Genomic DNA, 18,045 nt, shown 5'->3' with positions numbered 1-18,045 from the left:
GGGCGATCGGCCCCTTGCCACACTCGGGTGCGGCCGCGTTGCCACGGACGGACCACGGGAACGGCCCACGACTCCGGCTGCGCGCCGGGTCCGTGGGCCGTCCCTGTGTCCTGTGTCCCGGTGGACTCAGGACACGATGTCCTTGCGGGAGAACCCGCGGAAGGCGAGGGCGAACAGCACCAGCGCGTACGACACCGACACCACCGCCCCCTTGACCATCCCGCCCCACTCCAGCTGTGGCTGCAGGGCGTCCGCCCACGCGAACTGCCAGTGCGCCGGGAGGAACTCCCGCCACGACCCGAGGGCGGTCACCGCGTCCAGGACGTTGCCGACGATCGTCAGCCCGACCGCCCCGCCCACCGCGCCCAGCGGCGCGTCCGTCCGCGTCGACAGCCAGAACGCCAGGCCCGCCGTCACCAGCTGCGACACGAAGATGAAGGCCACCGCCAGCGCGAGCCTCGGCACCGTGTCCCCGGCCGCCAGCGCCCCGCCCGCCGGGAGCTTCAGCGGCCCCCAGCCGTACGCGGCCGTGCCCGCCGCCAGCGCCACCACCGGCAGCAGCACCATCGCCGCCAGGCTGAAGCCCAGCGCCACCACCAGCTTGCTCCACAGCAGCCGCGCCCGTGGCACCGGCGAGGCCAGCAGATAGCGCAGCGAGGACCAGCTCGCCTCGGAGGCCACGGTGTCCCCGCAGAACAGCGCCACCGGCACCACCAGCAGGAAGCCGGCAGAGACGAACAGACAGGTCGCGGCGAAGTTCGCGCCGGAGGCCGTCGCCGTGTCGATCAGGGTGATCCGGTTGTTCCCGCCGCGTCCGCCGTCCGGCCCGCCACCCACCGCGAACGCGATGATCATGATGAAGGGCAGTGCGGCCAGCACCCCGCCCATCACCAGCGTCCGCCGCCGGCGCCACTGCCGCAGCGCCTCCACGCGCAGCGGCAGCGTGCGGCTCGCCCGGTAGCCCGGGGCCACCTCCTGCACCGTCGTCGCCGTGCTCATGCCGCACCTCCGATCAGGGTGAGGAACGCGTCCTCAAGTCGCCGGTGCGGTCCCACTCCGGTCACCGGCACCTCCAGCCGTACGAGTTCGGCGATCAGCCCCGTGGCCGTCGCGCCTTCGAGCCGTACGAGCAGCCCGTCGTCGGCGACCACCACGGAACCCACTCCCTCCAGCGCCGCGACCTTCTCGACGCTCACCTCGTCCACCGGCCCCGCCAGCGTCACCAGCAGCGTGTCCCCGCCACCGGTGATCTCGGCGACCTCGCCCGCCGCCACCCGCTGCCCGCGGTCCATGACCACCAGGTGCGTGCAGGACTGCTCCACCTCCGACAGCAGGTGGCTGGAGACGATGACCGTCCGCCCGCCCGCGGCGTAGCGGATCATGACGTCCCGCATCTCCCGGATCTGCGGCGGGTCCAGGCCGTTCGTCGGTTCGTCGAGGATCAGCAGGTCCGGCATGCCGAGCATGGCCTGAGCGATGGCCAGCCGCTGCCGCATGCCCTGCGAGTACGTGCGTACCGCGCGCTCCAGCGCATCGCCGAGCCCGGCGATCTCCAGGGCCTCGGCCATGTGCGAGTCCTCGGCCGGCCGGCCGGTGGCCTGCCAGTACAGCTCCAGATTGGCGCGGCCGGTCAGGTGCGGCAGGAATCCGGCACCCTCCACGAAGGCCCCGACCCGCGACAGCACGGGCGCGCCGGCCCGTACCGGGTGTCCGAACACCCGGATCTCCCCGGCATCCGGCGAGATCAGCCCCATCAGCATCCGCAGGGTGGTGGTCTTCCCGGCCCCGTTGGGCCCGAGCAGCCCCAGCACCTGGCCCTTCTCCACGCGGAAGGACAGGTCCCGCACCGCGTACCGGTCCTGCGACTTCGCGTACCGCTTCGTCAGACCGCTGATCTCCAGCGGTACGTCGGCCAGCGCGGCGTCCGGCTGCGCCCCGCCGGACCGCGGCCCCTTGGGCCCGCGGCCGGGGCGCCGGATGCCCAGCAGCGCCGCGGCCAGTGCCAGCGCGCCCAGCGGCAGCCACCAGGTCCAGGCGGGGAACCCGGCCGCGGCGGTCCGTACCTCCGCGGCGACGGGTACGGCCAGCGGGCCCTCCACCGCGACGGTGTAGGAGGCCGGTGCCGCCGGGGTCGCGTAGCCGAGGTCGGTCGCGGCGACCACCAGCCGCAGTCGGTGCCCGGCCGGGGCGCTGTGGTCGATCGCGGGCAGCGTCAGCCGTACGGTCGTGCCCTGCTGGGCGTTCTCCACCAGCACGGGGGCGACCAGCTGGCTCGGCAGCACCTGCTGTCGGCCGTCCGGCCCCACGTCGTACACCTTGCCGAACAGGACGGCCGAACCGTCGGCAGCCGTCGACCTCACCTTCAGGGTGAGGGTCGGGGTGCCGGTGATGCGCAGGTCCTCGGTGAGCGGCGCCGTCTCGAACCGGGCGTTCTGCCCGGGGAAGTCCAGCGAGAGCCCGGCCCCGAAGGCGGCGAGCTGCCCGCCGATGCCCGGCAGCGCGGACAGGGCGGGAGGCGCGCCGCCCGCCGGATTGGCGAAGGTCTGCTCCGGTCCGGTCAGGGCGAAATCGCGCGGGCCGGACACCAGACCGGGGTAGCGCTCGCCGCTCGCGCCGCGCAGCGTGACCTCGCCGTCGGTGGAGTCGATGCCCCCGGAGCGCGTGACCCGGAACGCCGGGCCCGTGTCGGCGCCCTCGTCCCCCTTGAGGTGGCGGTCGAACCAGGAGGCCACCCGGGCCTCGACCCGGTCGGCCTCGCGCATGCCGCCGTCGTGACCGCCGGCCGCCCAGTCCACGGAGACGGGTGCGCCGTTCGCCGCGATGGCCTTGGCCATGGCATCGGCCTGGTCCAGCGGGAAGAGGGAGTCCTCCTGGCCCTGCACGATCAGGGTCGGCACCTTGATCCGGTCACCGACGGCCGACGGACTGCGCTGCTCCAGCAGGGCGCGGGCCTCGGGATCGGGCCGGCCCGACACCGCTACGCGTTCGTACATCGCGCAGAGCTCGGGCTGGAAGCGCCCGCAGCCGGGCGCGGCCGCCGGACCGGACCGCTGCCCCGGTACGGCCTGCTGCATCCCGTCGGTCGAGCCGCTGGTGAAGAAGATGCCGGACCACAGCTTCTTGAACACGCCGTTCGGGAAGAGGGCGTCCGCGAGGTTCCAGTAGGTGATCTCCGGAGCGATCGCGTCCACCCGCCGGTCGTGACCGGCGGCGAGCAGCGAGATCGCGCCACCGTACGAGGCCCCGGAGACGCCGACGCGCGGATCACCGGCCGCGTCGAGCTTCACCTCGGGCCGGGCCGCGAGCCAGTCGATGAGCCGGGAGACGTCCTTGACCTCGTGCTCGGGGTCGTTCAGGCCGATCCGGCCCTCGGAACGGCCGAAGCCGCGCGCCGACCAGGTCAGCACGGCGTACCCGTCCCGCGCGAGGCGCTCGGCCTGCTCGCGGACATCGTCCTTGCTGCCGCCGAAACCGTGCCCGAGGAGCACGGCGGGACGCTTTTCCGCACCGCCGCCCGCAGTGAAATAGGAGGTGTCGATCCCGGCACCGGGCATGGACAGGACCTGGTCCTCGCGGTGCACCGGGGGCGCGTCGCCGGACGCGGACGCGGCCGTCAACGTACCGGCGCCCGCCACGACGGCGAGCGCGGCGGCGCCCGCGAGGAGACGGTCTCGGCGGCGCCGGGGCATTCGGAGCTTCATATTGGCACCCTAAAGGGCGGGTACCCGGGGTCCGAGCACCCACAGGCGTAACCCCGGACCTTCTCAAGGACCATGAGGCGCCCCCGGTGTACCGCACCTGCGGTATGCGCGCCCGACCTGTGCACCCGACCTGTGCACCCGACCTGCGCGCCCGACCTGCGCGGTACGTCCGGGCGCGGCAGGATGGCCGCATGCTGCTGGCCGACGTCGCACGCGTGTCCCGGGAGGTCGCCGAGACCGCCGCCCGGTCCCGCAAGACCGCCCTGCTCGCCGAGCTCTTCGCCGCCGCGCCCCCCGAGGAGGCCGGCCTGGTCATCTCCTATCTCTCCGGGCGCCTCCCGCAGGGCCGCCCGGGCATCGGCTGGCGCACGCTCGGCCGGGAGATCGAACCGGCGGCCGACCCCGGCTTGACCGTCCGGGACGTCGACACCGCCGTCGGCGAACTGGTCGAGGTCGCGGGCGCGGGGTCCGTGGCGCGGCGCGGCCGGATCGTCGCCGACCTGCTGGGCCGGGCCACCGGGGCCGAGCAGGCGTTCCTGCGCAGCCTGCTGTCCTGCGAGGTGCGCCAGGGTGCGCTCGACGCGGTGGCGCTGGAGGGCGTGGCCGCGGCCGCCGGGGTACCGGCCGCCGCACTGCGCCGGGCGGTGATGCTGGACGGCTCGCTGGCCCGGGTGGCGGTCGCCGTACTGGCCGAGGGCGAGCAGGCCCTGCGGACGGTCACGCTGCGCGTGGGGCAGCCCGTACAGCCGATGCTGGCGGGCACGGCGAAGTCGGTCGCCGAGGCGCTGGCCGCGCTCGGGCCGTGCGCGGTGGAGGAGAAGCTGGACGGGATTCGCGTCCAGGTCCACCGCGAGGGCGACGACGTACGGATCTACACGCGCTCCCTGGACGAGATCACCGGGCGGCTGCCGGAGGTGGCGGAACTGGCCCGGTCACTGCCGGGGGAGCGGTTCATCCTCGACGGGGAGGTGATCGGACGGGCGGCGGACGGCCGCCCCGTCCCCTTCCAGGAGATCGCGAGCCGCGTCGGCTCCCGGGTCGACGTCGAGGCCGCCCGCCGCACCCTCCCGGTCGCCCCCTACTTCTTCGACGTCCTGGCCGTGGGCGAGGACGTCCTCCTCGACCTGCCGGTGCGCGAGCGGTACGCGGCCCTCACCACGCTCGTTCCCGAGGGCGCCCGGGTCCGCCGCCTCGCCGTCGAGGCCCCGGGCGAGCAGGGGGCCGAGGCCGAGGAGTTCTGGGCCGAGACGTTGCGCCGCGGCCACGAGGGGGTCGTCGTCAAGGCGCTGGACTCGTCCTACGCGGCCGGCCGGCGCGGCAAGCACTGGCTCAAGGTGAAGCCGGTGCACACCCTGGACCTGGTGGTCCTCGCCGCCGAATGGGGCCACGGGCGGCGCACCGGCCTGCTGTCGAACCTGCACCTGGGTGCGCGTACCGCCGACGGGGCGTACGCCATGCTCGGCAAGACCTTCAAGGGGCTCACCGACGAGATGCTGCGCTGGCAGACGCAGCGCCTGCGCGAGCTGGCGGTCGAGGACGACGGCTTCACCGTCCGGGTCCGCCCGGAACTGGTCGTCGAGATCGCCTACGACGGCCTCCAGCGCTCCTCCCGCTACCCGGCCGGAGTGGCCCTCCGCTTCGCGCGCGTCCTGCGCCACCGCCCGGACAAGTCCGCGGCCGAGTCGGACACGGTGGACACGGTCCTGGCGGCGTGGGCCGGGCAAGATCCGAAAGAGACGGCCTGAGTCCGAGGAACGGCCGCGCTACTCGTCGTCGAGGTCGCCGTCGTCCTCGCGCAGTCTGCGCCACAGGCGGGTGCGGTGGAGCACGTAGAGGGCGATGAGCAGGAAGACCACCTGCAGGCCCACGGCGAGCAGCCAGAAGACGGCCCTGCTCTCCAGCTCGTCCGTCAGGTAGGCGAAGTTCATGCCGAAGAACCCGGTCAGGAAGGTCAGCGGCAGGAAGATCGTCGATACCACCGCCAGGCGGTTGATCACGCCGTTCTGGTCGCCCGACACCAGGGAGGAGTAGCTGCCGAAGGCCCGGCGGGCGGACTCCTGAAGGGACTCGATGTCCGCGAGCACCACATTCGCGGTGCGCCGGTACTCGCGGACGAGCCGCTGACGCTCCTCCTGGAAGCCGCGGTTCATCACCCGGCGCGTGACGGTCTCCTCCGCCACCCGGTGGTAGGGGAGGAGGGTGTGGTGCAGCAGGGCCGCGGTGCGCCGCAGCCGTGCCAGACGGTAGAGCTGCTCGGGCTGGCGGCGGCGGAACATTTCGTCCTCCAGGTCCTCCACCTCCAGCAGGGCCTGGACGGCGGCCCGGCGGTATGTCTCCATCGCCTCGTCCAGCAGCAGGAACAGCATGGCCACGGAGTCCGACGGGCTTTCGAGCGGGAAGCGGGCGGTGACGTTCCCGATCAGGGGGGCCGGCCCCCGGTGCACGGTGAGGAGGTACCGCTCGGTCACCAGCGCGTGGACACGGATGACCCGGTCCGTGTCGACCGCGGGCACGACGAAGGCGCCGCCGTCCCCGAAGATCTCCGCCCGGACGGATTCCTCCTCCCGCCCCAGCCACGCCACGTCCTCGGCCTCCAGGCCGAGCAGATGGGCGATCGGCTGTTCGCCGGGTGCGCTCTCCTCGGGCAGTTCCACGTCCACGAAGAGGAAGCGGGACGTGGCGAGACGCTCGCGTGCCTCCGACACGTGGCCCCGCGTCAGGGTGCCCTCCGGCATGGACATCATCGATACGATCATCGTCCCTCGCCGTGGGTGTTCCGGTGCGGTGCCTCCCAGCCTGTACGGAGCGGGACCCCATGCAACCGTGGTGACGCATTCGCCGGGCAACGTGCCCTCGAACAGGTGAGGGCCGAGCTGCTTCGCCTGTGATTTGCCTCAGAGGCAAGGAGGTTTGCCAGGAAGGCAAGAATCTGGCTCAATCGGGGGTATGACACCCGGATCCGACACCGGCCCCGACGGCACGGCCGGTACCGACGAACCGGCGGACGAGCTGACCGCCGTGGCCCCGCAGCTGCGGGACCTGCGCCGCCGCGCCGGACTCACTCTGGAGGCCGCCGCCGCACGGGCCCGGCTCTCGCCCGCCCACCTGTCCCGGTTGGAGACCGGCCGGCGCCAGCCCTCGCTGCCGCTCCTGCTCGGACTCGCCCGCACCTACGGCACGACCGTCTCCGAGCTGCTCGGCGAGACCCCCGCCGCCGCGGATCCCATCGTACGGGCCGGCGGTCCCGGCGCCCGCGAGGCCGACGGCTGGACGTACTGGCAGGCGGGCGGCTCCGGCCGCGGTATGCAGGCGCTGCGCGTGCACGTGCCGCACGGCCGCAGCCAGGACGAGCTGGTCCGCGTACACCCCGGCGAGGAATGGCTGTACGTCCTGGACGGGCGGCTGCGGCTGCACCTGGGCGAGGCCGAGCACCTGCTGGAGCCGGGGGACAGCGCCCACTTCGACTCGCTCACACCGCACCGGATCGGTGCGGCCTCCTCGGGCGGGGCCGACCTGCTCTTCGTCCACACGCTGCTGCAGAGCAGCCTCGCCGGGCTGTGCCTCGGCGGCGCCACCACGGCGGCGCCCACCACGCCCACGCCCACGCCCACGACCACGCATCACCGATAGCGGAGGAGCCGTACCCATGTCCCAAGCCGAGAAGCCCGCGCCCACGACCGTACCCGCGCCCGCGACCGTATCCGCGCCCGCGACCATTCGGGCCCGCTTCGAATCCAAGTTCCCGCGCGGTCTGATCATCCGGCTGGTCGCCTACCTGTTCGTCGGCCACCTCTTCGCCTTCTTCGTCTACCTCCTCTTCGTCCTGGGTGGCCAGAACCAGTAACCCGCCCGGGCCGACGAGTTCGGGCCGCGCGACTCTGGCAACGTGAGGGACCTGTGGCTACCCTCCGCGCATGATTTCCACGGTTGTCTGGGGTACCGGCAACGTGGGCCGTCTGGCGATCCGTGCCGTCGAGGCCCATCCCGCGCTCCAACTCTGCGCAGTCATCGTCCACAATCCAGCCAAGGTCGGCCGCGACGCGGGCGAACTCGGCGAACTCGACCGCCTGTTGGGGGTCGAGGCCACCGACGACATCGAAGCCGTACTGGCCGCCCGCCCCCAGGCCGTGGTGTACGCCGCGTCCGGGGACGTCCGGCCCGACGAGGCCCTGGCCGACATCACCCGCGCCGTCCGGTCCGGCGCGGTCGTCGTCAGCCCCGCCCTGTACCCGCTCTACGACCACCGGAGCGCTCCGCCCGAGTTCCGTGACCCGGTGCTCGCCGCCGTCGCGGAGGGCGGCGGATCGCTCTTCGCCTCCGGTGTCGACCCGGGGTGGGGCAACGACGTCCTCCCGCTCCTGCTCAGCGGACTCGGCACCACCATCGACGTCATCCGCTGCCAGGAGATCTTCGACTACTCCACCTACGACCAGCCCGACTCCGTCCGATACCTCGTGGGCATGGGCCAGCCCATGGACTACGAGCCGATGATGCTCATGCCCTCGATCCCGACCATGGTGTGGGGCGGGCAGATACGGATGATGGCCCGCGCGCTCGGGGTCGAACTCGACGAGATCCGCGAGACGTCGGACCGACGGCCGCTCGACACCACGGTGACCACCCGGACCATGGGCGAGTTCGAGGCCGGCACCCAGGGCGCGATCCGTTTCGAGGTGCAGGGCATCGTCGAGGGCGAGCCGCGCATCGTCATCGAGCACGTCACCCGCATCCACCCCTCGTGCGCACCGGACTGGCCCGTGCCGCCCGACGGCGGCGACGGAGCCCACCGGGTGGTCATCGAGGGCCGCCCGCGCATCGAGGTCACCATCGAGGCCACCGACGAGGGCGAGAACCGCTCGGCGGGTGGCAACGCCACCGCCGTCGGCCGCCTCGTCGGCGCCATCGACTGGCTCGTCGAGGCGGAACCCGGACTCTACGACGCCCTCGACATCCCGCTGCGCCCCGCCATCGGCAGACTCGGAAGGAAACAGTCATGAGGATCGACATCCCTGAAGGCCAGCACCCGATCGAGTACGTGTGGGGCGACATGGTCCCCGGCATCGGCATGGCCGCCGCCAACTTCTCCCTGTCGGTGTACGCCCACACCACCCTGGGCCTGCGCGAGTTCGAGGCGGCCCGGCTGCGCGTCGCACAGATCAACGGGTGCGTCTTCTGCCTCGACTGGCGCACCGAGCGGGACGGGGAGAAGGTCGAGGAGGAGTTCTCCGACGCGGTCGCCGAGTGGCGTACGACCGACGCCTTCGACGAGCGGACCCGGCTGGCGGCGGAGTACGCCGAGCGGTACACCCTCGACCACCACGGGCTCGACGAGGAGTTCTGGGACAGGATGACCGCGCAGTACAGCCAGCTCGAGATCGTGGAGCTGACGATGAGCATCGGCTCCTGGCTGGCCTTCGGCCGCCTCAACCACGTGCTGGGCCTGGACAGCGTCTGCGTGCTGCCCGGGCACTGAGCCGGGAGTCGGGAGCCGGGAGCCGGGAGCCGGGAGCCGGGAGCCGGGAGCCGGGAGCCAGGAGGGGGCGCGGAGCGCGGAGCGCGCGGGGTGTGCAGAAAAAGGGGGCCGTTCGGGTGATCCGAACGGCCCCGGCCGCTGGGGGGAGGACGCGGCCCTACGGAAGGTCGGTGGCGATGATCTTCTCTATGTTGCGTTCGGCGAGTGCCGTGATGGTGACGAAGGGATTCACGCTCGCGTTGCCGGGGATGAGCGCGCCGTCGATCACGTACAGGCCGGTGTAGCCGTGCAGGCGCCCGTAGTTGTCGGTTGCCTTGTTCAGGACCGCACCACCGAGCGGGTGGTAGGTGAGGGTGTCGTTCCAGATCTTGTTGGCACCGAACAGGTCGGTCCGGTAGATCGTGCCCTCCTTCGAGTTGATCTTGTCGAAGATCGTCTTGGCCATGGAGATGGACGGCTGCTTCCAGGCGGTCTGCCAGCTCAGCTCGGCCTTGCCCGTCGCCGCGTTCCAGGTGAACTCGGCGCGGTTCGGGTTCTTGGTGATCGACAGGTAGAACGAGGCGTACGTCTCGATCCCCGTGGGGAGCGGCGCGACCTCGGCGAAGGCGCCGCCCGCGTCCCAGTTGTCGATGCCGGAGCAGGGGATGGTGGACTGGAGCTTGCCGGTCGGGTCCCACATGTGGTTGGCGCGGCCGCACATGACGTTGCCGTTCTCGCCCCAGCCCTTGCCCACCTCGCCGTTGAGGTTCGGCAGCGCCCCGGTGGCCTTCAGCTTGACCAGGAGCTTGCTGGTGCCGACGCTGCCGGCCGCGAAGAAGACCCGGTCGGCGGTGACGGTCTTGGTGGCCACGGTGTCGCCGGTGGTGTTGATCTGGTCGATGGTGACCGTGTAGCCGCCTCCCGCGGCGGGGGAGACCGAAGTGACCTTGTGCAGCGCCGAGATGGCGACCCGGCCGGTGGCCTTCGCCTGGGCGAGGTAGGTCTGCACCAGCGACTTCTTGCCGTGGTTGTTGCCGTAGAGGATCTCGCCCGCCAGGGCCGACTTGGTGGCGGTGCCGGCGGCCTCCTGCTTCATGTAGTCCCAGTCGTACACGTCGGGCACGAAGGTCCAGGCGAAGCCGGAGCGCTGGGCGTGCTTGCGGCCGACGCGGGAGAACTGGTAGCAGTCGGCGGTGTCGAACCAGGCCGGGTCGATCATGCCGACCCCGAGGCCGGCATTGGCCCTCGGGTAGTAGGTGTCGTACATCTCGTCGGCATTCACCGAGGGGAGGACTGCGGCGAAGTTCGCGCGCTTGGGCGTGACCGCCATGCCGCCGTTGACCAGCGAGCCGCCGCCGACACCGCGGCCCTGGTAGACCGTGATGCCGGCGAAGTCCTCGGCGTCCAGGATCCCGGTGTACTTCGGGACGTCCTTGTCGATGGGGAAGCCGAGGAAGTTGCTGAGCGGCGCCTTGGTCCGGGTGCGCAGCCAGAAGGAGCGGTAGTCCGGGGTGGTCACCTTCGGGAAGATCTTGCCGTCGGAGCCCGGGGTGTCCCAGGACATGCCCATCTCGATCATCTGCACGTCCACGCCCGCCTGCGCCAGCCGCAGCGCCGCGACGGATCCGCCGTAGCCGGTGCCGATGACCAGGGCCGGTACGCGGGCTCCGTCGGCGATCGGGCCGGGTGGGGCCGCCGCATGCGCCGGGGTGATGTGACCCGCCAGCGCCACCGCCCCAATAATGGAACCTGTTCTACCGAGGAAACCGCGACGGGAAAGCCCGTTGGAGCCGCTTTTGGGCAGGGATCTTTCGCTCATGTGACGTTCCTCACTCGTGGTGGAATGGGAACGAGTTCTACTGCTGCCCGCGTGTGAAGTCACTACATACGTCTAGGTAACTTTCGGTCGATCACGTGACAGGGGAAGCGGTCGGTGGGCGTCCGACCCAGCCCAGGACCAGCAGCGACGCGACCGCCGCGAAGGCGCACCAGGTGGAGGCGAATTCCAGCCGCCACAGCGCTGAGCAGGCCAGCGCCCCCGCCGCCGGCACCAGGCCGAAGGTCCGCAGCCGCCGGTCACCACCGAGCAGCAGGGAGCCCAGCGTGGCGAACAGGTAGCCCGTCAGGACCAGCGGCATCCACGGAACATTCACGCCGTACCCGATGGTGTGGCCCCGGATCTCGGCGGTCACCGGCCGGGTCGCGAGGCAGTACGTGAGCACTGCGGCGGTGGCCGGCCCGGCGGCCAGCGGCCCCCACAGGCGGCGCCGGGCCTCGGGCGCGGCCGCCAGCAGGAACCCGGCCGGCACCCAGAGCGCCAGCAGGGGCAGGGCGATCACGGCCCCAGGCGGTGGCGGCCGGGGAGCAGTCGCCGCCCGTGGGCCACACGGCGGCCTCCACCAGCTGGTGCGCGCCCAGCAGCAGCGGCAGCGCGGCGACCGGCAGGTCACGGGCCCGCCGCACCCGCGCCACGCACACGATGCCGGCGGCGGAGATCGCCGCACCCGCCAGCAGATCGGCCGTCGCGCTCCAGCACACGGGATCAGCCGGACTTCTCACGGGGTTCGAGCGGCGGGGCCGACACCGCACAGTACGTATGACACTGGGGGTGGCAGGCCTCGGGCGCGGGGGAGCGTACGGTCGCCCAGGCCAGGGCGGCCCCGGCCACGAACGCTCCGGTGCACCAGAGCATGGCCCGCCCGAAAGCGGCGTCGAACTGGGTCGCCGAGCGGTACGACTCCGGCCCCATTCCGGACAGCAGCGGCAGCGCCGCCACCGCGAGCAGCCCGGCGACGCGCGCCGCCGCGTTGTTGATCCCACTGGCCAGGCCCGCCCGGCCGGGATCCACCGAGGCGAGCACAGTCGACGTCAGCGGGGCCACCAGGGCCACGAGGCCCATGCCCATGACGACCATCGCAGGCAGTACGTCCTGTACGTACGAGGCCGCGGGCCCCACCCGCAGCATCAGCAGCGTCCCGCCCGCACACAGCAGCGGCCCCACCGTGAGCGGGACGCGCGGCCCGATCCGCTCCCCGAGCTCACCCGAGCGCGCCGACAGGAGGAGCATGAGAAGGGTCGTCGGCAGCATCGCGGCCCCGGCGGCCAGCGCCGAGTAGCCGGACACCACTTGGAGCTGGAGCACGACGAGGAAGAAGAACCCGCCGATCGCCGCGTACACGCACAGGGTCACCAGGTTGACCGCCGTGAACTGCCGGGAGGCGAAGATGTCGGGCGGCACCATCGGATCGGCCCGCCGTCGCTCCACGAGGACGAAGGCGATGCCCAGCAGGACCCCGAGCACCGCCGCGACGATCACCGCCGCCGCTCCGGACCGGGCTTCGATCAGCGCGTAGGTGATCAGCCCCAAGGAGCTCGCACCGAGTGCCGCCCCGGCCACGTCGAACCGCCCGTGCGCCTGCGGGTCCCGCGATTCCGGTACGTGCCGCAACGCGACCGGCACGCACACCGCAGCCAGCGGAACGTTCAGCAGGAACACCCACCGCCAGCCGGGCCCGTCCACCAGCCAGCCGCCGAGGAACGGTCCCACGGCCGCGCCCACGCCGCCGAGCCCCGACCACAGGCCGATCGCCCGGCCCCGGTCCTCGGCGCGGATGGACGCCTGGATCAGGGCCAGGGAGCCGGGCGCCAGCAGCGCCCCACCGATGCCCTGCAGAGCCCGTGCGGCGATCAGCACCCCGGCGTTCGGCGCGATGCCGCACAGCAGCGAGCCGACCGCGAACCACACCACGCCCAGCACGAAGATCCGGCGCCGCCCGAAGCGGTCGCTCAGTGACCCGCCGACCAGGATCAGCCCGGCCAGGGTCAGCAGATAGGCGTTCACCGTCCACTGGAGCACCGCCAGATCGGCGTCGAGATCCTCCCCGATGCGCGGCAGCGCCACGTTCACCACGGTCCCGTCCAGCATGGCCATGGTCGACCCGAGCACGGTGGTCAGCAGGATCCACCGACCACGCGCGGACGCGATCGGGACAGCGGCTCCGGACGGCTCGGCGGGCGCAGTCATGTCTTCAGGCTGGCCCGCCCGGCCGGTACGGGCCACCGGGGCGCGCCGGAGGACGGCCGAAAAGCCCCCCTTGTAATGAACATGACGCCTCGTTCACCATGACCCGCGCACGTCACGCACACCCTTCCCGCACAACCCGCACACGGCGTACGAGGAGACAACACGTGGCCCAACGCGACAACCGGTCCTCACGACCCTCAGGATCCGCGGGACCATCACGGCCTTCCCGGTCCTTACGCACGGCGCTCGCCGCCGTCACCTCGGTCCTGCTCCTGCCGATCGGCGCCGGGGTCGCCGTGGCCGCACCGGATCCGGTCCCCGGCCCGAGCGCCGCCGAGCTCAAGATCGAACCCAAGCTCCGCGCCCAGCTCGACGAGTCCGCCAAGGCCGCCTTCTGGGTCTACCTCGACAGTGCCGCCGACCTCACCGCCGCGGGGAAGCAGCAGACCCGCGCCGCCAAGGCCGAAACGGTTCTGCGGATCAAGAAGGACCATGCCGCGCGCAGTCAGGCCGAGGTCGTCAAGGCCCTGCAGGGCGCCGGCGCCGAGTACACCTCGTACTGGATCGTGAACGCCGTGCGCGTCGTCGGCAGCCAGAAGCTCGCCGGGACCCTCGCCCAGCGCCCCGAGGTCGCCCGGATCGACGCCGACGACAAGGTCGACCTCCCCAAGCCCGCCGAGGGCAAGCGGGAGAAGGCCGTCGCCGACGCCATCGAGTGGAACATCGACAGGATCAAGGCCCCGCAGGTCTGGGACCAGGTCGGAGTGCGCGGTGAGGGCATCGTCGTCGCCAACATCGACAGCGGCGTGGACTACACGCACCCGGCCGTGAACAACCAGTACCGCGGCAAGAAGGCGGACGGTTCCTACGACCACGCCTACAACTGGTTCGACCCGGCGGGCGTGTGCACCACCGCGGCCCCCTGCGACAACAACGACCACGGCACCCACACCATGGGCACCATGGTCGGCGACGACGGCGGCGCCAACAAGATCGGCGTGGCCCCCGGTGCCAAGTGGATCGCGGCCAAGGGCTGCGAGTCGAACTCCTGCTCCGAGGCCTCCCTCCTCGCCTCGGGCCAGTGGATCGTCGCCCCGACCGACCCGAGCGGCCAGAACCCGCGTCCCGACCTCGCCCCGCACATCGTCAACAACTCCTGGGGCGGGAGCGGCGGCGACACCTGGTACCAGCAGATCGTCGACACCTGGCGGGCCGCCGGCATCTTCCCGGCCTTCTCCAACGGGAACTCCGGCCCGAGCTGCAACACCAGCGGCTCGCCCGGCGACTACGCCAGCTCCTACAGCTCCGGCGCCTTCGACATCAACAACGCCATCGCGTCGTTCTCCTCGCGCGGCTCCGGCCCCGGCGGCATCGTCAAGCCGAATATCGCCGCCCCCGGCGTGAACGTGCGCTCCTCCGTCCCGGGCGGTGGGTACGAGGCCTTCTCCGGCACCTCGATGGCCTCGCCGCACACCGCGGCCGCCGTGGCCCTGCTCTGGTCCGCCGCACCCGCCCTGGAGGGTGACGTCGCGCAGACCGAGTCGCTCCTGGACGGCACCGCCCTGGACACCGACAGCAGCCAGTGCGGTGGCAACGCCGCGGACAACAACGTCTTCGGTGAGGGCCGCCTCGACATCCTCGCCGCCGTGAACGCCGCCCCGCGCGGCGCCATCGGCGCGCTCGGCGGCACCGTACGCTCCGGTGACCAGCCCGTCGCGGGAGTCAAGATCACCGCCGACGGCCCCATCGACCGTACGACCACCACCGCGGCCGACGGCAGCTACCGCTTCGCCTCCCTCTCGGTCGGCGACTACACCCTGACCGCCGCCAAGTTCGGCTACGGGCAGCAGACCGCGACGGCCACGGTGACCGAGAACGGCACCGCCACGGGCGACTTCACCCTCACCCAGGCCGCCTCCGGCAAGCTCACCGGCACGGTGTCCTCGGCAGCCGGACCCGCCGCGGGCGCCTCCGTCACCGTCGCGGACACTCCGGTGACCGCGACCGCCGACGCCCAGGGCCGCTTCGAGGTCACCCTGCCGCACGGCACGTACGACGTGAACGCCACCCACGCCTCCCGCTGCGTCACCGGCGGCACGGCGAAGGTCACCGTCGCCGGCGATGCCACCGTCGCGGTGAACCTGCCCGAACGCACCGACGGCTACGGCTACGCCTGCGCCGCCGCGGGCGACCGCCCGTACGCCGAGGGCACCCGCCAGCTCGCGCTCACCGGTGACAACACCACCGAGCGCGTCGACCTGCCCTTCCCGCTGCCCCTGTACGGCAAGACGTACGGCCAGGCCTGGATCGGCACGAACGGCACCGTCAGCTTCGGCGGGAACAACACCGGCGACATCAACGGGGACCTCCCGAGCACGGCCACGCCCAACGCGGCCCTGTACCCGTTCTGGGACGACCTGGTCGTCGGCGCCCCGGGCAGCGGCTCCGGCGTCTTCACCGCCGTCACCGGCACCGCTCCGCACCGCAGCTACGTGATCGAGTGGCGCCAGGTGTCCCACTGGTCGGCCCAGGCCGACAAGTTCTCCTTCTCGGCCGCGATCGGCGAGGACGGCACCGTCTCCTACTCCTACAAGGGGACCGGCGGCACCGGGATCAAGGGTGGCTCCACGGCCACCGTCGGTGTGGAGAACGCGACCGGTACCGACGCGTTCAAGTACTCCTTCAACACCGCCGTCATCACGGACGGCCTGTCCATCGCCTTCCGCACCACCAAGAGCGGTGTGGTCGCGGGCCGGGTGCTCGACGCGAACGACGGCAACGGCGTCCCGGGCGCCACGGTGACCGTCGGCACGGGTGACTCGGCGGTCTCCGCGACCACCGCGGCGGACGGCGGATACGTCGTCCAGAGCCCGTCGGGCTCGCTCCCCGTCTCGCTGGCGGCGCCCCAGTACGAGTCCGCCACGGCGACGGTCAACGTCAAGGCCGCCGACGTGACGGCCGTGACCCAGTCCCTGCGCACCGGAAAGGTGACGGCGTCCAAGCCGTCCGTGGAGGTCGTCCTCCCGGCGAACCAGCAGCGGACGCGGACGCTCGACCTGACCAACCCGGGCCTCGGCACGGCGTTCACGGTCTCCGAGGACGCGACCTGGCTGACCGCCACACCGGCGACCGGCAACCTCGCGACCGGCGCGAAGGTCCCGGTCACCCTTTCGGTGGACACCACCGGACTGACCCCGGGGGCGGTCCTCACCGCCGACCTGAAGATCACCTCGGCGAGCGGCCGGACCCCCGTCCTCTCCGTCCCGGTGAAGGTCGTCGTTCCGCGCTACCAGGTCGGGGTGGACGCCGGATCCGGCTACGCCACCACGGACGGCCTGGGCGACGCCTGGTCCGCGGACCGCAAGTACACGGCCGGCTCCTACGGCTACCAGGGCAACGGCACCGTCCAGTCCACCGGCCGCACCATCGCCGGTACGGACGACCAGCGGATGTTCCGCAACGCCCGTGAAGGCATGTACGAATACCGCTTCGACAACGTGCCGAACGGTACCTACACGGTGGAGCTGGGCTTCGCGGAGCTCTCCTCCACCAAGCCGAACAAGCGCGTCTTCGACGTCCTGGCCGAAGGCACACAGGTCCTGCCCTCCCTGGACATCTCCCTGGAGGCGGGCACCTACACGGCCCTGACCCGTACGTACACGGTCACGGTCACGGACGGGGTGCTCAACGTCCGCTTCGTCACGCACAGCGGATTCGGCAAGCCCCTGCTGAACACCCTGCGGGTGACGGACCGCCCGGACAAGAGCTAGTCCGGCAGCAGGCGGGGGGCGGGGTGCCGGCGGGCACCCCGCCCCTTCCTGCTGGGGGGCACGGGGGCGCGGGGGCACGGGGGGCGCGGGGGCGCGGGGGCACGGGGCATTCGGGTGGCGGGAGCGCGGACTCCGCGGCGGCCTGCCGCGAGGCCGTCGCCCGGCTCGATAACGTGGGCGACCATGACCCCCCTGTGCGACCAGGCCACCGCCGTCCGGGCCCTCGTGGAGTCCGCCGACCCCGGGGCGGTGTGGGCCGTCGGCGGACCCGAGGGACCACAGGCGGGTTCGGACGGCGGGCACCCCGCCGACACCGCCTTCGACGTGGACGCCCTCAGCGGCGTCCTCGCGCTCTGGCCGGTCATCGGCAGCCTCGTCGACGAGGGCGCCCTGCGGCTGCACACGCCGCTCGCCGCCTACGGGGACACGGCCGCCGAGGGCGTCCCCGCCGGGACCACCGCCCACCACCTCCTCACGCACCCGGGCGGGACCGCCGCCCTCACCCACCTCACCCGCCTCGCCGAGCAGCTCTCCGGCAGCCCGCTCGCCGACCTCGCGGCCACCCGGGTCTGGCACCCCCTGGGCATGACCGGCACCCGCTTCGCCGACGGCACCCTCCGCGCGCCCCTCGCCGACCTCGTCCGTTTCCTGTGCCGCCTCCTGGATCCGGTGGACCCATCGGACCCTGCGGACGCTGCGGACGCTGCGGGCATCAGCCGCGCCTGGACCACCGAGTCGCTCCGGATCCGCACCGGTGAACTCACCCCCGCCCGCGGCCTGCTCTGGGACCCCGCCCCGCACGGGGTCTGGACCCACCACGCTCCGCAGGACGGTGGCGCGGCCCTCTGGATCTCCCCCCGCCACCGCCGCTGGGCGGTCCTCCTGCCGACGCCCGGGCGAGGTACGCCGCGCACCGCCTTCCGTGAAGCGGCCTTCGCGCCGACTGCCCCTGAATGAGAGTCTGTTGTGTGAGATTCTGAAGGCCGTCCCCAGGAGCTCGCGGCCGTGTGAAGAGGACCCGACGGCGCGACCGGGACGTACCCGGACCGTCTTCCCCGTGGGACGAGATCGCACCGGGCCCGTGGAGGAGCGGCCACT

General features: G+C 72.4%; 12 protein-coding genes and 1 pseudogene. 7 read left to right on the top strand and 6 right to left on the bottom strand.

Going from position 1 to position 18,045, the window contains the following annotated elements:
- Positions 1–126: 126 nt before the first annotated feature.
- Entirely contained in the window at positions 127–999 is an 873-nt protein-coding gene (locus tag IE257_RS07265) for an ABC transporter permease (RefSeq protein ID WP_030384840.1), read from the bottom strand.
- Positions 996–3,701: an alpha/beta fold hydrolase gene (locus IE257_RS07260; RefSeq protein WP_189965817.1), complete on the bottom strand. Its 2,706-nt coding sequence runs from the start codon at positions 3,699–3,701 to the stop codon at positions 996–998. Before IE257_RS07260 ends, IE257_RS07265 begins: the two co-directional genes overlap by 4 nt.
- A 191-nt stretch (positions 3,702–3,892) precedes the next feature.
- On the opposite strand from IE257_RS07260, the gene IE257_RS07255 reads away from it, so the two are divergent.
- Positions 3,893–5,446, top strand: a complete 1,554-nt coding sequence (locus IE257_RS07255) for an ATP-dependent DNA ligase (protein ID WP_189965816.1) — start codon at positions 3,893–3,895, stop codon at positions 5,444–5,446.
- An 18-nt stretch (positions 5,447–5,464) separates the two neighbouring features.
- On the opposite strand, the gene IE257_RS07250 is transcribed toward IE257_RS07255, so the two are convergent.
- Positions 5,465–6,445 carry a magnesium transporter CorA family protein gene (locus IE257_RS07250; protein ID WP_229920179.1) on the bottom strand — a complete coding sequence of 327 codons (981 nt, stop codon included), beginning with the start codon at positions 6,443–6,445 and terminating at the stop codon, positions 5,465–5,467.
- A gap of 202 nt (positions 6,446–6,647) precedes the next feature.
- Between IE257_RS07250 and IE257_RS07245 the strand changes: the two genes are divergently transcribed.
- The 4 genes from IE257_RS07245 (at position 6,648) to IE257_RS07230 (ending at position 9,174) form a co-directional block, all read left to right on the top strand.
- Positions 6,648–7,331, top strand: a complete 684-nt coding sequence (locus IE257_RS07245) for a helix-turn-helix domain-containing protein (protein ID WP_189965814.1) — start codon at positions 6,648–6,650, stop codon at positions 7,329–7,331.
- Positions 7,332–7,347: 16 nt separating this feature from the next.
- The gene (locus tag IE257_RS07240; RefSeq protein WP_229920178.1) at positions 7,348–7,545 is read left to right on the top strand and encodes a DUF6126 family protein; all 198 of its coding nucleotides are present in this window, start codon (positions 7,348–7,350) and stop codon (positions 7,543–7,545) included.
- 70 nt (positions 7,546–7,615) lie between these two features.
- Entirely contained in the window at positions 7,616–8,698 is a 1,083-nt protein-coding gene (locus IE257_RS07235) for an NAD(P)H-dependent amine dehydrogenase family protein (RefSeq protein ID WP_189965812.1), read from the top strand.
- The gene (locus IE257_RS07230) at positions 8,695–9,174 is read left to right on the top strand and encodes a carboxymuconolactone decarboxylase family protein (RefSeq protein ID WP_189965810.1); all 480 of its coding nucleotides are present in this window, start codon (positions 8,695–8,697) and stop codon (positions 9,172–9,174) included. The genes IE257_RS07235 and IE257_RS07230 overlap by 4 nt, the downstream gene beginning before the upstream one ends.
- 157 nt (positions 9,175–9,331) lie before the next feature.
- Here the strand turns inward: IE257_RS07230 and IE257_RS07225 are convergent, their stop codons facing one another.
- The 3 genes and pseudogenes from IE257_RS07225 to IE257_RS07215 all read right to left on the bottom strand — a co-directional run bounded on the left by IE257_RS07225 (position 9,332) and on the right by IE257_RS07215 (position 13,177).
- Entirely contained in the window at positions 9,332–10,972 is a 1,641-nt protein-coding gene (locus IE257_RS07225; RefSeq protein WP_189965808.1) for a GMC oxidoreductase, read from the bottom strand.
- Positions 10,973–11,063: 91 nt separating this feature from the next.
- A pseudogene (locus IE257_RS07220) lies at positions 11,064–11,691 on the bottom strand (DUF6629 family protein).
- Between the two features lie 4 nt (positions 11,692–11,695).
- The gene (locus tag IE257_RS07215; RefSeq protein WP_189965806.1) at positions 11,696–13,177 is read right to left on the bottom strand and encodes an MFS transporter; all 1,482 of its coding nucleotides are present in this window, start codon (positions 13,175–13,177) and stop codon (positions 11,696–11,698) included.
- A gap of 164 nt (positions 13,178–13,341) precedes the next feature.
- Between IE257_RS07215 and IE257_RS07210 the strand changes: the two genes are divergently transcribed.
- Positions 13,342–16,947 (top strand): S8 family serine peptidase, encoded by a 3,606-nt coding sequence (locus tag IE257_RS07210; protein WP_229920177.1) that lies wholly within the window; start codon positions 13,342–13,344, stop codon positions 16,945–16,947.
- A gap of 183 nt (positions 16,948–17,130) precedes the next feature.
- A complete protein-coding gene (locus tag IE257_RS07205) occupies positions 17,131–17,904 on the top strand; it encodes a serine hydrolase domain-containing protein (RefSeq protein ID WP_189965802.1) in 774 nt (257 codons plus the stop codon).
- Positions 17,905–18,045 lie beyond the last annotated feature (141 nt).

Source organism: Streptomyces avidinii, assembly GCF_014650695.1.
Classification (GTDB): Bacteria; Actinomycetota; Actinomycetes; order Streptomycetales; family Streptomycetaceae; genus Streptomyces; species Streptomyces avidinii.
This window is presented reverse-complemented; position numbering and strand designations above follow the sequence as displayed.

Excerpts from the sequence above, each read along its gene's own strand:
- IE257_RS07260 (WP_189965817.1), bottom strand. The coding sequence starts at position 3,701 with ATGAAGCTCCGAATGCCCCGGCGCCGCCGAGACCGTCTCCTCGCGGGC.
- IE257_RS07245 (WP_189965814.1), top strand. The coding sequence starts at position 6,648 with ATGACACCCGGATCCGACACCGGCCCCGACGGCACGGCCGGTACCGAC.
- IE257_RS07215 (WP_189965806.1), bottom strand. The coding sequence starts at position 13,177 with ATGACTGCGCCCGCCGAGCCGTCCGGAGCCGCTGTCCCGATCGCGTCC.
- IE257_RS07265 (WP_030384840.1), bottom strand. The coding sequence starts at position 999 with ATGAGCACGGCGACGACGGTGCAGGAGGTGGCCCCGGGCTACCGGGCG.
- IE257_RS07250 (WP_229920179.1), bottom strand. The coding sequence starts at position 6,445 with ATGATGTCCATGCCGGAGGGCACCCTGACGCGGGGCCACGTGTCGGAG.
- IE257_RS07235 (WP_189965812.1), top strand. The coding sequence starts at position 7,616 with ATGATTTCCACGGTTGTCTGGGGTACCGGCAACGTGGGCCGTCTGGCG.
- IE257_RS07230 (WP_189965810.1), top strand. The coding sequence starts at position 8,695 with ATGAGGATCGACATCCCTGAAGGCCAGCACCCGATCGAGTACGTGTGG.
- IE257_RS07205 (WP_189965802.1), top strand. The coding sequence starts at position 17,131 with ATGACCCCCCTGTGCGACCAGGCCACCGCCGTCCGGGCCCTCGTGGAG.
- IE257_RS07255 (WP_189965816.1), top strand. The coding sequence starts at position 3,893 with ATGCTGCTGGCCGACGTCGCACGCGTGTCCCGGGAGGTCGCCGAGACC.
- IE257_RS07240 (WP_229920178.1), top strand. The coding sequence starts at position 7,348 with ATGTCCCAAGCCGAGAAGCCCGCGCCCACGACCGTACCCGCGCCCGCG.
- IE257_RS07225 (WP_189965808.1), bottom strand. The coding sequence starts at position 10,972 with ATGAGCGAAAGATCCCTGCCCAAAAGCGGCTCCAACGGGCTTTCCCGT.